This window comes from Pseudoalteromonas sp. S4492 (assembly GCF_005886115.1).
Lineage (GTDB): Bacteria > Pseudomonadota > Gammaproteobacteria > Enterobacterales > Alteromonadaceae > Pseudoalteromonas > Pseudoalteromonas gelatinilytica.
This window is the reverse complement of sequence record NZ_PNCP01000043.1, coordinates 48,021-60,417: the sequence shown is the minus strand read 5'-3', so window position 1 is coordinate 60,417 and position 12,397 is coordinate 48,021. Positions and strand designations below refer to the sequence as shown.

Sequence of the window (12,397 nt, the reverse complement as noted above, 5' to 3'; positions counted from 1 at the left end):
TTACTTAGTTCCCTCTAGTTCTTTTAAAATTGGATTAAGCCACCTTTGTCGGGGCAAGCTTTTCAAGAATGTAAGAAGACTTAAACAACATTTATCATCCTGCTTGGCAAGTAGCACCGCTCCATAAATGCCTGTAGGTCTTTCAGTCCAATCACCAATCAACTTAAAGTTTTCAATCAAACCATCCATGACTGACATGTATTCTTCCTTCGGTGTTGTGGTAATAGCTGTAGAGTTAACGCCACTGACCCTAACCTTTTGCTTCATTAATTCTTCTACAAGTTTTTGAGCGGCTCCAGACATTACCGCATTTACAGCGCCCATTGGAATGCTTTCTCGACTCAGATATGCCGCTGGAGTCAAATCCATCTCAGTAAACATTGGAGGTAATTTTGACCATTTATCAATAAAAGCTAGGTCTAGCTTCCACTCTTCAGGTAACTTAATTTCGTCAAATTCAACTTCTGAATTTTCGAGATCCGCCAATACTTTTGGGAATCCCTTTTCCTTATCAATTAATTCATAAAGCTTATTGGTAGCCTGAGTACCTAAGCACCTCTCAAAAATGACCAGCTTAGTGATAGTTTTTTCATCAAGCTGCATTCCTCGACGGTGAGCGGTTTTCTTTCTCATCTTCACTTGATTGAGTAATCGCTTAACAATGCGAGGGTTGCCGTTAATGTTTGTGGATTCAGCTAATAGTGGAGCTAACTGCTCAGCAACTACAAATTTACTTCTGAGTTCTGAATGCTTTTCGATAGCGTGATCTTGAAGTAGCTCATCAATGGTTATTTGTGGTTGTTTCCACGACAGCCTTAATGATTCTTCAAGGGCACATCTTATCGTTTCTAATTGAGCATCGGTAACGCCGTGGTCTTGAGCAGTAAGCATCATTAAATATGCCCTTATCTCCAGAACGCCGGGTCTTGGTACATGCACAGGAATTTGAATAAGCTTGTCTAAATAATCAGTTTGATGTCGTTGAGATGCACCTTTGTGATATTCCGGCACAGCCAAGCGGATCATGTCTTCATCGGCGGCAATAACAAATGCGGTATTTGGTAGAAATAGAAATAATCTGATCGCCTCAAGTGTTGAAATGGCATTAAATGGAGAGCAGCGATCTAAATTATCGACATAGACAATAAGTGGTTTATCAAACTCCTTTAGCAGATCTGAATATGCTTTTCGGAATTCTTTAATTTCTTTAGGAGGTGAGAATGATTTCTTATCTTTGATCAAACCTTTGTTTTTCTTCGCGACATCCTTAGCGCCATCGACAGCACCTTTTACATCATCAACATCCAGTTCACCATCGTCACCACCACTGAATAGTCCCATGATCTTCTGTATACCACCTATAGTTGGTATACCAGCTAATGCTGCACCACCATCCATAAGTAGTCCCATCAGTCTGATCTTATCTATTCGTCCAGCAAACTCTTTTGCTTTTGCACTTAGGTTTTTATCGTCTGCTGCTTTTTTAACTAAAGTAGATGCGATTGTTTCTAATAGCGCAGCTTTAGCATCATCGTACCCTTGGAAAGTCCATGCATCAAAATGTACTTGGATATATTCTTGTTCATCAGTTTCCAAAGATGCTTTGGTAAGTTCAAGAATAGTAGATTTTCCTGCGCCCCAATCACCAAAGACACCGACGCTAATAGGCATTAATTCCTTTTCAGTGATAAGATCTTTAATCGACTCAGCCGTTTCATTAAAATTTAAGAAGTCAATTTTTGATTCTTTATCAGACCACATAACATCTCCTTTTATTTATTATTTCTTTTGTTCCATTCTTTCAATAGTTCGATGAACCGTAGGGCGGCTAACAGAATATTTCTTCGCTAATGCAGAGATCGATTCACCATTTAATTTATCTTTATATAATTCTTTCGCTTGTTTGTCTGACAAAGCAGGCAATCTGCCCATGTGTTTGCCTTTAGCTTTAGCTTCTTCACGACCTTCTGTGGTTCTGGCTTTTATAAGATCCCGCTCAAGTTGAGCGAATACTCCACATAGGTTGATCATGGCGGTGGCAAACGGGTTATCATTTTTAGTATTGAGAGAACCGTCAATAATATTTAAGCAAGCCCCCTTTTTGTGGATACTTTCAATAGCCTCAAGAATAGACTTTAATGATCGGCCTAGCCGATCAAGGCGAGTAACAATTACCTCATCACCTTCCCTGATGAAATCGATGAGTTCCTTTAGCTTTTCTTCATTTCTAACCGAAGCACCAGACTGTTTGCCTTGAAATATTTTTTCACAGCCATGAGCGTCCAACTTGGACAGTTGAATATTTAAATCTTGCTCTTTAGTTGAGACTCTTGCAAAACCAACTTTCATATGTACGAAACCTGTAACTTTCGTACACCTTAACAATTAAGTGAACGAAAGTACATTAAATAAATTTCGTACATGAACGTAATAAAATACAGTTATTCGTACACAACATGGATAGAAAATGAATGACAATTCTAACTATCAAGTGACTTCATTATTCCACACACTTCAACGGTGTTTTCAGTTGTACACAAACTTGCCATTTGTTGAAGCTCAGCTTTTAGTGCTTTGAGTTCTCTCATTCGATTGTTAACTAAGGCCAATTGTTGAGCAATGAGCTTATTAACACTTGCACAGCTTTCTTCTGGCTTATTTTTCAGTTCCATAAGGCGTTTAACATCTGTTAGAGGGATATCCAAACTTCGGCAATGCTTTATAAACTCTAATTCTTTTAAAGCCCGTTCACCGTATAACCTGTAATTCCCTTCAGTACGTTCAGGAGTTGAAAGCAACCCTTCCTTCTCGTAATACCGAATTGTTTGTATCGAACACCCTGTCGTTTTTGAAAGTTCACCTATCTTCATAAAACTTTAGTCCTAAATCTTGACTCTATAGTCACTATAGACTTTATAGTTAAGTTATCAAGCAAATAACTAAGGCCGTGCAATGAGTGGTTGTGGTTGCGAAGTCGAACTAAAAGATGCGAAACAAAAACATGTGCTGTATTGGTTGCTAGGTATTAATGCGGTTATGTTCTGCGTTGAGATTACTGTGGGCCTATATGCAAACTCAACGGCTTTGATAGCAGATTCAATGGATATGCTGGCTGACGCAATTGTCTATGGTATTGCTCTATATGCCGTGAGCCGATCTTTAAAGCATAAAGCCAATGCAGCCCTTATCAGCGGTTACTTTCAGCTGACACTCGGAATACTGGTAATCTTTGACATAGTAAGAAGACTCGGAGAAGGTGAGCCTCACTCTTGGTTCATGATCGGCTTTGGTTTTGTAGCATTAATAGCAAACGTCATTTGTTTAGTTTTAATCAGAAAGCAAAGCAATGGTGAAGTCCATATGCGTGCAAGCTGGATATTTTCAGCCAACGATGTGATCGCAAACTTGGGGGTCATTGCTGCTGGTGTTTTAGTGATGCTACTTGATTCTCGCTGGCCTGACATTGTGATTGGTAGTGTGATTGCAACCCTAATTTTAAGAGGGGCTTACCTGATTATTACTGATGCGAAGAAAGAGCTGAGCAACGCAGAGTTAACAAGCGAAAACAATAGCTGTAGTGGAAGTAAAACAAAATCATGTTCTTAAAGGAGATGGATAATGAGTGCTAATTATTTAGAGAAAACACAAATATTAGACTTAGATGATCACAGCATCCAATCTCTAATAGCAGATCGGAATTGGAATACATTGGATGAATACAACACAATAGGAGCTGCTTACACCTTTGTTAAAGATGAGATTCAGTTTGGTTACAACCGCAGCGATGATATATCTGCGAGTGAAGTTTTAGCGGATGGCTATGGGCAATGTAATACCAAAGGAAACTTGTTGATGGCTCTATTACGGGCACTTGGCATTCAATGCCGATTTCATGGTTTCACGATTGATCAACAACTTCAGAAAGGGGCAATTCCTTCTTATGTATTTTGGTTAGCCCCTAAATACATTATCCATAGCTGGGTAGAAGTGCTTTATGAAGGTAAGTGGATCAATTTAGAAGGCTTCATTCTCGACGAAGCTTATCTAAGTTCAATTCAATCCAAATTCAATCAAGCTAAAGATAGTTTTTGCGGTTATGGAATAGCTACTACCTGCATAAGTAACCCAGAGACGAACTGGGTTGGTAAAGATACTTATATTCAAAAAGAAGGCATACACGACGACTTTGGCTTTTATGACTCACCCGATGAATTCTATGCTGAGCAGGGAACCAATCTAACGGGTATTAAACGTTGGGCGTACCAAAACTTTATCCGTCATATCATTAATTGGAATGTACAAAGGCTTAGAGGAAAAAATGTAAACGCGGAGGCTCAACATGCATAGCCACTCTCACGGTCATGATCACTCTCACCATGATGAGGACGCTTCGAGACGCATTGGCTGGGCTTTTTTTCTAAACCTCACGTTTACCATCATCGAATTTATCGGAGGTTGGTTAACCAATAGTACGGCAATCATGGCAGATGCTATCCATGATTTAGGAGATAGCATTTCCATAGGCACCGCATGGGGATTAAATAAGCTCAGTAACAAGCCTGCCTCTAGCCAGTTTTCATATGGTTACAAGCGCTTTTCATTGCTTGGCGCATTGATTAACGGTTTGGTATTAACTGTTGGTTCTGTTTTTATACTAATTGAGGCTATACCAAGATTAGCTAACCCCGAAATGCCTCAAGTCGAAGGAATGCTTTTATTAGCTATTTTTGGCATGGTGGTAAACGGTTACGCTGCCTATAAGCTAAGTCATGGAAAGACCTTAAATGAACGAGTTTTAAACTGGCACTTGCTTGAAGACGTTTTAGGTTGGATAGCTATATTTATTGTATCAATCGTATTGATGTTTGTTGAATGGCCCATACTCGATCCTATTTTATCAATTGGGTTTACTCTTTTTATTTTATTTAATGTTGTAAGAACACTGAAATCGACACTTATGCTCTTCTTGCAAGCGACACCAGATATTGATCTTATTGAAAATATTAAATCGAAAATAGTTTCTAAAGCCATTGTGGGTGAAGTACATCACTTGCACATCTGGTCACTTGATGGTGAACACAACGTTTTAACCGCCCATATTGTTTTAAACACTGAAATATCTAACGAAGAACTGAAATCGTACAAGCTAGAGTTACGACAGGAGCTTAAAGAGTTTGATTTTGCTCATACAACAATTGAAATAGAGTTCATAGACGAGCAATGTCGTGACGCAAGCTAAACGATAGTGTTAACATTGGCATAACTAAGAGATAGTTGAAACGAAATGAATATTAAACAATTCCCTGCATACATCATGATAGTGCTGATATTACTTCAGTCATTTACTGCTGTGGCAAAAGTTGCTGATGTTCATATTGTTGATTCCGAGCATATAAAAACCGAGCATGTTCATGCTTTAGATGACCATATTTCTTCCGAACAATTAATACAATCATCAGCAGATAATGACCAGCACAACCCCGCTGATTGTCATCATTGCGGACACTGCAATGGCTCGCATGTACAGTTTGCTGCGCATATTTACATCAGTAGAGACATTGATTTCAAATCAAATCAGGTATTTGATTATTTAAAAGTAGTCATTGAAGCTCCCCCTTCCAGATTACTTCGACCTCCCAAAAGTTAGTCCTTTTATTTAATTGGCGCGTTAGGCGGTGAAGCCAACGCTCGTTTCATAAAATAAACAGGACAAAATATGAATATGTCTTATTTTAAGGCCCCCGTACTTGCTTGGAAGAAAGTAAAACGGTTGCTTCTGTTGTCGTTTTTAGTGACAACCAATAATGTATTTGCAAATGACTTAACTGTTGATTCAGTTACATTGTCAGAGGCAATACAACGAACACTTGCAAACAACCCACAGCTAACAGCTTTTAAATACAAACAAAAGCGCTTAGACGGCGAGTTAGCTACCGCAGGATTAAAACCTGAATATAATGTCAGCGCTGAATTGGAAAACTTTGCAGGTACAGGTGATGTATCTGGATTCAGCGACGCTGAATTAACTTTATCAATATCTTCCGTGGTGGAATTGGGAGATAAGGTAAATAGCAGAAAGCTTTATATTAATGCCCAACAGCAAGCTATAGCTGTTGAAAAAAGAATACAAACACTCGATATTTTGGGTGAAGTAGCAGCTCGCTATATCGATGTTTTGACGTTACAACAAGTCATGCTCGTCAATGAAAATGCAGAAAAGCTAGCACGAGAAACCTATCAAACTGTCTCCAAAAAAGTTCGTGTTGGTTCGGCACCGTCATCAGAGCAAAAACGAGCTGATGCAGCTTTAGCAACAGCTCGACTAAAGACGTTAACCATTTCCAAGCAGTTAGAGGCCAGTGTTCGTAAGTTAGCTATTATGTGGGGAGAACAATCACCGCAATTCTCTCGTGTATCAGGCGATTTATTTGCATTTCCCAAAACAATATCACTCGAATACATCATGGCTCAACTTTCTCAAAGCCCTCATATATTAGCTTATGCAGAGCAATCGAGAATTCAGCAAGCTCAATTACAATCAATCAACGCACAAAGCCACGCCAATATAACGTGGAACGCAGGTGTGAAAAGACTTGAAGGTAGCAATGAGACTGCGTTGGTTGCAGGAATTAGCGTCCCTCTGTTTACGAGTGATAGAAATAGAGGCAGCTATCAATCTCAAAAAGCAAAACTTGATGAAGTTGAGCAGCAACGGAAAGCCAGTGAGCGAGCAATTTACAGCCAATTAGCGACATTTTATGCGGCTCAGGAAGAGGCTCGCCTTACGGTTGAAACCTTACAAACCAGTATTATTCCGCCACAAGAAAGTGCTTTGTCATTAGTGCAAAAAGCCTACTCGGACGGGCGCTTTAGTTATTTAGAGCTAATTTCAGTTCAAAAAGAGCTTATTGATATGCAATATGCGCTTATTTTTGCCGCAAGTGAGGTTCACAAACAAAGCGCCTCCATCGAGTCCTTATCAGGCATTCCATTAATTTCTTCCGGCAATACAGAAAGCCAACTTTCAAGCTTTATTGAGAATTAATCATGAAAAAGAAAAATATATTAAATTCACCAATCAGCCTTTTCAAATTAATGCTTGTTGCTGTAATTGGTTTCACCTCCATCACGACCTCAGCCAGTGAAGAACACAAAGATGAAATAGTCTCTATGTCTGTTGAGATGGCTAAACAAAACAGCATTGAAACAGTAGCAGCAACTAGCGGTGTTATTCATAACGAAGAAGTTGTATATGGAAAAATCGTTGCCGATCCAGCATCACTTGCACATGTTAACGCTAGATTCGATGGTGTTATTAAGGAGGTAAAAGTTAATATCGGCGAAGAGGTTAAAAAAGGTGAAACGCTGGTAGTCATTGAATCCAATGAAAGCTTAAACCAATATTCGATAAAAGCACCAATGTCTGGACGTATAGTCGCAAGGCAAGCAAATATTGGCGAACTGACAAATGGTGAAAACTTGCTGACAATAGCCACCTTTGACGTGGTTTGGGCACAACTATCTGTATTTCCTACTCAGCTTAGTAAAATTAACACTAACCAGCAGGTGCTAATCCAAAGCATTGAATTTAATCAAAGTGCGCAAATTAGCTATTTAACACCATCACTAAACGACAAGCCATACTCATTGGCATTTGTAAAATTGGATAACAAAACCAGCAAGTGGCCGCTTGGCACTGTAATTAAAGGTGCGGTTACGACCAGTCAACACTCTGCTCCAGTTGTTGTGCCAAAAGAAGCCATTCAAGAGTTTGAAGGCAAAGATGTTGTTTTTATTAAAGAAGGCAATGAATTCCACCCTAGCGCCGTAAAAACTGGCGCTTCAGACGCTATCAATATTGCTATCATCGACGGTTTGAACGTCGGCGAAAGTGTGGTTGTAAAGAACAGTTATCTGCTAGTTGCTGATCTAAAAAAATCGGAGGCTGGACATGAACACTAATCTCCGACCTTTTTATCCTCTACATATTGGCTTCAGTATTATCGAGGTGAAAATATGATCGCTTGGATACTAGAGTTATCTATCCGTAGACGTGGCACTATGTTGCTTATGGCCTTGTTTATCATCGCTTTAGGAATATGGAACTATCAGAAGCTACCTATTGATGCCGTACCAGATATTACCAATGTACAGGTACAAATAAATACGCAGGCTCAAGGTTATTCACCTTTGGAAACAGAGCAACGGATCACATTTATCGTCGAAACGGGCTTGGCAGGTTTACCTAAGCTGGATTATACCCGTTCACTTTCTCGATATGGCCTGTCGCAAGTGACTGTTGTGTTTGAAGAAGGCACAGATCTGTATTTTGCCAGAAACCTAATCAATGAGCGGCTTAGCGCAATTAAGGAGCAACTACCGTTAGGCATTGAACCAGAAATGGGACCAATTGCTACGGGCCTCGGTGAAATATACATGTACAGTATAACTGCCGACGAAAGTGCAAAGCAGAATAATGGCTTACCCTATGATGCGATGGCGTTAAGGGAGATCCATGACTGGGTAGTGAAACCACAACTTGCATTGGTTAAAGGGATTACGGAAATCAATGCAATTGGTGGCTATAAAAAGCAATACCATATCAATCCCGATCCGTTAAGGATGTTGCACTTCGGTATTACCAGTGAAGCACTATCAAATGCAATAATGCGAAATAATGCAAATCAAGGGGCTGGATTCATCGAAAGAAGCGGACAGCAAATTCTTGTTCGTTCACAAGCTCAGTTGCAATCTATTCAAGACATCCAAAACGTCATTATAAAAAGCGACGACGGCACACTTGTAAAAGTTAAAGATGTCGCCGAAGTTGCGATAGGAAAAGAGCTAAGGACAGGAGCTGCATCACTGGAAGGCAAGGAAAGTGTGATTGGCACCGCAATGATGCTGGTAGGAGAAAATTCACGCTCGGTGGCATTGGCTGTTGGTGACAAGCTTAGTGAAATCCAAAACAGTTTACCTCAAGGCGTGTCCATAGTTCCCTTATATGACAGGACAACTCTGGTTGATAAAGCAATTAGCACCGTACAGAAAAATCTTATTGAAGGTGCATTACTGGTTATCTTCGTATTGTTCCTATTACTGGGTAACATACGCGCCGCTTTGATTACCGCCGCAGTAATTCCTTTGGCAATGTTGGCAACAATCACGGGCATGGTTCAAAGCAAAGTCTCTGCGAATTTAATGAGTCTGGGAGCCTTAGATTTTGGATTGATTGTCGATGGCGCGGTAATAATCGTTGAGAACTGCATTAGGCGGTTAGCAGAAAGCCAAAAACGAAATAGTTCTGTCATTTCCCTGAAAGAACGCCTAGACATTGTTTATTCTGCTACCAATGAGGTTATACGACCTAGTGTTTTTGGCGTATTGATCATAACGATTGTCTATTTACCTTTGTTTACCTTATCGGGTGTCGAGGGCAAAATGTTTCATCCGATGGCCGCAACGGTGATAATCGCTCTATTGTCTGCAATGGTATTTACCTTCACGCTAGTCCCCGCTGCGGTTGCTTTATTCTTGAAAGGCAAAATCAGCGAAAAAGAAAGTCCAGTAATTGTCGGCGCTAAGTCAGTTTATAGTCCGGTTTTGAAGTGGGCTTTAAAACTACGTTGGCTAGTTGTTTGCGGCGCTGCTTTACTTGTGACATTTAGCATATTACTTGGTAGTAAATTAGGATCTGAATTCGTTCCTCAACTTAATGAAGGTGACATTGCACTGCACGCGATGCGTATTCCGGGCACGGGTATTGACCAAGCTGTAGAAATGCAGAAGGTACTTGAACAACAAATTATGAAATATGATGAAGTTGTTACGGTGTTTTCAAAAACGGGCACAGCAGAAGTTGCGACAGACGCGATGCCGCCAAATGTGACTGATACTTTTCTGATATTAAAGCCGAGAGAGCAATGGCCCCACCCTAATTTAACGAAAGAGGATTTTGTTGAAAGGCTGGAAAAAGATCTCAGCTCTATTCCCGGCAATAATTATGAGTTTACTCAACCAATTCAGATGCGATTTAACGAATTAATTAGCGGAGTAAGAGCTGATTTAGGGATTAAGCTCTACGGTGATGATCTATCCCAACTTGTCATTTCTGCACAAGAAGTTTTGGCTACACTCAATACAATTTCAGGTGTTGCTGATGCGCGGCTCGAACAAGTTGATGACGTGCCTATCTTTACCGTTAACCCCAAGCCTGAAGCATTAGCGCTATACGGGTTGGATGCAAGCGACTTACAGTCTTGGTTAAAAACAGTCGTGTCAGGTGAAGGCGCAGGGTTAATATTCGAAGGTGATCGTCGATTTGAAATTGTAGTTAGATATCCTGAGCTGTTGAGAGCCAACCTTGATCAGCTAGGTAATTTGCCAATCGCGACAGAAAGTGGTGAGTTTGTACCTGTAAGCGAAGTTGCAGAGTTAAATTATACGACAGTTCCAAGTCAAATAAGCCGAGAAAATGGTAAGCGACGAATTGTAATTACAGCAAATGTTAGAAACCGAGATCTAGGCTCATTCGTACAAGAGGCACAGCAAAAAATTCAACAAAGTGTTGAATTGCCTGCTGGTTATTGGCTTGAGTACGGCGGAACATTTGAGCAACTTGAGAGTGCAACACAAAGATTATCCATCGTAGTACCTGCCACATTGTTTGTAATTTTGACACTGCTTGTCATAGCATTTAGTTCAATAAAAGATGCCCTGATCATATTTAGTGGTGTGCCTTTAGCACTTACAGGCGGCGTATTGGCTTTGTGGTTAAGAGACATGCCTCTTTCAATTTCTGCTGCTGTTGGATTTATCGCTCTTTCAGGGATAGCTGTATTAAATGGACTGGTGATGCTGTCATTCATTAAACAGCGATTACTTGAAACAGGAGAGCTAATAAACTCAATTATCGAAGGTGCAACTATCAGGCTTCGCCCTGTATTAATGACCGCTTTGGTTGCTAGCTTAGGTTTCATTCCTATGGCATTAAACGTCGGAACTGGGGCTGAAGTTCAGAGGCCATTAGCGACGGTGGTAATTGGAGGAATTATTTCTTCTACTTTACTTACTTTAGTTGTTTTGCCTGTTCTATATAGAATTGTTTACAGTAAATACAAATCTTAACTTTAATTTAGAGGCTTCTCGTAATGTTTTCGAGAAGCCTTTTGTTAAGTTACTTTTGCTCATTCAGGTGTGTAAAAAGACCTATTTAAAACTCAATTACTTTTAAGACGCCGCGATACATTTGTATCTGACAATGAAACTCATGCTCTCCCAGTGACAAGTTGAATAAGGTAATTTGAGTGATTTCATTTAACTTAAGCTGTTCGCTTATATCCAATGAAGGAATAAGCATTATTTCAGCGCAGGGGGATTGATCTTTATGACGGTTATGAACGCACGTCATTATTGCTAATTGCGCAGATTATGAATGAAACTGGTAAACGGATTATCATTTTTAGTACTGAGAGAACCATTAATAATAATAAACATCCCCGGGGCAAGCCCTTCTGCTAACGCAGAACTCACTTCGTGAGCGGGGTATTTGGTTAGAACATAGCTAACTGATGATCCGAATGGAGTTGGTCATAATTATTTCCTTGGTTTTTCACATACTTTCTTATCATTGATTCGTCACCATGTTTTCCTACCGTACTTGCAAAATAACCATCTGACCAAAACTCTCCACCCCATAACTGCTTTTTAACATGAGGGCACTTTTTAAAAACCTCTCTTGCCGTTAAACTTTTAATCATCGTTACCAACTTTGTAATGCTGTAGGTTGGTACTGACTGAACTAAAAAATGAATATGATCTTCATCCGTCCCAATTTCTAAAAATTTGATTTCGTAACGTTTTTCTATTTCAACACAAATTTCTGTGATTGCCCTATCAACTCTCACATCAAGAACTGCTCTTCTATATTTTGCAGGGAAAACTAAGTGATAAAGTAAAACTGTCACATCGTGGCTTTTATGTATAAATTCGCTCATTACTCAATACTACGCCGCAAGCGGCGGGGAATAAACCCGAAGAGATTTAAACAATCGCACCGTTTGTGAGTACTTTCAATGTCCTCAAGAATAGACTTTAATGATCGGCCTAGCCGATCAAGGCGAGTAACAATTACCTCATCACCTTACCTGATGAAATCGATTAGCTTCTTTAACTTTTTTTATTTCTAACTGAAGTACCAGACACATTGCCCTATAATACTTTTCTACAACCATAATAGCCCAACTGAACAGTTGAGCATTCAAATCTTGTTCTCTAGTAGATACTCTTGCAAAACCACTTTCATGTGTAGGAAACTTTTAGCTTTCGAACATGAACGAGATAAAAGATCAATATTCGTTCATTTAAAAAGTGAAATAAATGACAACTCTAATTATCA

12 protein-coding genes are annotated in these 12,397 nt (G+C 39.7%); 7 read left to right on the top strand and 5 right to left on the bottom strand.

Annotated elements, in window-relative coordinates:
- From CWC28_RS14625 to cadR, 3 genes are all read right to left on the bottom strand, one after another.
- Positions 1 to 1,761 (bottom strand): KAP family P-loop NTPase fold protein, encoded by a 1,761-nt coding sequence (locus CWC28_RS14625; protein WP_138625346.1) that lies wholly within the window; start codon positions 1,759 to 1,761, stop codon positions 1 to 3.
- Positions 1,762 to 1,779: 18 nt separating this feature from the next.
- Positions 1,780 to 2,349, bottom strand: a complete 570-nt coding sequence (locus CWC28_RS14620) for a recombinase family protein (RefSeq protein WP_138625345.1) — start codon at positions 2,347 to 2,349, stop codon at positions 1,780 to 1,782.
- 131 nt (positions 2,350 to 2,480) lie between these two features.
- On the bottom strand, positions 2,481 to 2,870 hold the full coding sequence (cadR, locus tag CWC28_RS14615; RefSeq protein WP_138625344.1) for a Cd(II)/Pb(II)-responsive transcriptional regulator: 390 nt from the start codon (positions 2,868 to 2,870) through the stop codon (positions 2,481 to 2,483).
- Between the two features lie 82 nt (positions 2,871 to 2,952).
- Between cadR and CWC28_RS14610 the strand changes: the two genes are divergently transcribed.
- From CWC28_RS14610 to CWC28_RS14580, 7 genes are all read left to right on the top strand, one after another.
- Positions 2,953 to 3,606 carry a cation efflux transmembrane domain-containing protein gene (locus CWC28_RS14610; RefSeq protein WP_138625343.1) on the top strand — a complete coding sequence of 218 codons (654 nt, stop codon included), beginning with the start codon at positions 2,953 to 2,955 and terminating at the stop codon, positions 3,604 to 3,606.
- Positions 3,607 to 3,618: 12 nt separating this feature from the next.
- Positions 3,619 to 4,347 carry a transglutaminase-like domain-containing protein gene (locus CWC28_RS14605; RefSeq protein ID WP_138625342.1) on the top strand — a complete coding sequence of 243 codons (729 nt, stop codon included), beginning with the start codon at positions 3,619 to 3,621 and terminating at the stop codon, positions 4,345 to 4,347.
- Positions 4,340 to 5,239: a cation diffusion facilitator family transporter gene (locus CWC28_RS14600; protein ID WP_138625341.1), complete on the top strand. Its 900-nt coding sequence runs from the start codon at positions 4,340 to 4,342 to the stop codon at positions 5,237 to 5,239. Before CWC28_RS14605 ends, CWC28_RS14600 begins: the two co-directional genes overlap by 8 nt.
- Positions 5,240 to 5,284: 45 nt before the next feature.
- Entirely contained in the window at positions 5,285 to 5,647 is a 363-nt protein-coding gene (locus CWC28_RS14595; RefSeq protein WP_138625340.1) for a hypothetical protein, read from the top strand.
- A 69-nt stretch (positions 5,648 to 5,716) separates the two neighbouring features.
- Positions 5,717 to 7,045, top strand: a complete 1,329-nt coding sequence (locus tag CWC28_RS14590; protein ID WP_249324974.1) for a TolC family protein — start codon at positions 5,717 to 5,719, stop codon at positions 7,043 to 7,045.
- A gap of 2 nt (positions 7,046 to 7,047) precedes the next feature.
- On the top strand, positions 7,048 to 7,962 hold the full coding sequence (locus tag CWC28_RS14585; protein ID WP_138625339.1) for an efflux RND transporter periplasmic adaptor subunit: 915 nt from the start codon (positions 7,048 to 7,050) through the stop codon (positions 7,960 to 7,962).
- A 54-nt stretch (positions 7,963 to 8,016) separates the two neighbouring features.
- The gene (locus tag CWC28_RS14580) at positions 8,017 to 11,127 is read left to right on the top strand and encodes an efflux RND transporter permease subunit (protein WP_138625338.1); all 3,111 of its coding nucleotides are present in this window, start codon (positions 8,017 to 8,019) and stop codon (positions 11,125 to 11,127) included.
- A gap of 85 nt (positions 11,128 to 11,212) precedes the next feature.
- On the opposite strand, the gene CWC28_RS14575 is transcribed toward CWC28_RS14580, so the two are convergent.
- Both CWC28_RS14575 and tnpA read right to left on the bottom strand, forming a co-directional pair.
- On the bottom strand, positions 11,213 to 11,410 hold the full coding sequence (locus CWC28_RS14575; RefSeq protein WP_283206553.1) for a cupredoxin domain-containing protein: 198 nt from the start codon (positions 11,408 to 11,410) through the stop codon (positions 11,213 to 11,215).
- A 142-nt stretch (positions 11,411 to 11,552) separates the two neighbouring features.
- On the bottom strand, positions 11,553 to 11,996 hold the full coding sequence (gene tnpA, locus CWC28_RS14570; RefSeq protein ID WP_138625337.1) for an IS200/IS605 family transposase: 444 nt from the start codon (positions 11,994 to 11,996) through the stop codon (positions 11,553 to 11,555).
- Positions 11,997 to 12,397: the final 401 nt, after the last annotated feature.

Bases quoted from the DNA above. Each gene is read 5' to 3' on its own strand.
- CWC28_RS14625 (WP_138625346.1), bottom strand. From the start codon at position 1,761: ATGTGGTCTGATAAAGAATCAAAAATTGACTTCTTAAATTTTAATGAA.
- CWC28_RS14620 (WP_138625345.1), bottom strand. From the start codon at position 2,349: ATGAAAGTTGGTTTTGCAAGAGTCTCAACTAAAGAGCAAGATTTAAAT.
- cadR (WP_138625344.1), bottom strand. From the start codon at position 2,870: ATGAAGATAGGTGAACTTTCAAAAACGACAGGGTGTTCGATACAAACA.
- CWC28_RS14610 (WP_138625343.1), top strand. From the start codon at position 2,953: ATGAGTGGTTGTGGTTGCGAAGTCGAACTAAAAGATGCGAAACAAAAA.
- CWC28_RS14605 (WP_138625342.1), top strand. From the start codon at position 3,619: ATGAGTGCTAATTATTTAGAGAAAACACAAATATTAGACTTAGATGAT.
- CWC28_RS14600 (WP_138625341.1), top strand. From the start codon at position 4,340: ATGCATAGCCACTCTCACGGTCATGATCACTCTCACCATGATGAGGAC.
- CWC28_RS14595 (WP_138625340.1), top strand. From the start codon at position 5,285: ATGAATATTAAACAATTCCCTGCATACATCATGATAGTGCTGATATTA.
- CWC28_RS14590 (WP_249324974.1), top strand. From the start codon at position 5,717: ATGAATATGTCTTATTTTAAGGCCCCCGTACTTGCTTGGAAGAAAGTA.
- CWC28_RS14585 (WP_138625339.1), top strand. From the start codon at position 7,048: ATGAAAAAGAAAAATATATTAAATTCACCAATCAGCCTTTTCAAATTA.
- CWC28_RS14580 (WP_138625338.1), top strand. From the start codon at position 8,017: ATGATCGCTTGGATACTAGAGTTATCTATCCGTAGACGTGGCACTATG.
- CWC28_RS14575 (WP_283206553.1), bottom strand. From the start codon at position 11,410: ATGACGTGCGTTCATAACCGTCATAAAGATCAATCCCCCTGCGCTGAA.
- tnpA (WP_138625337.1), bottom strand. From the start codon at position 11,996: ATGAGCGAATTTATACATAAAAGCCACGATGTGACAGTTTTACTTTAT.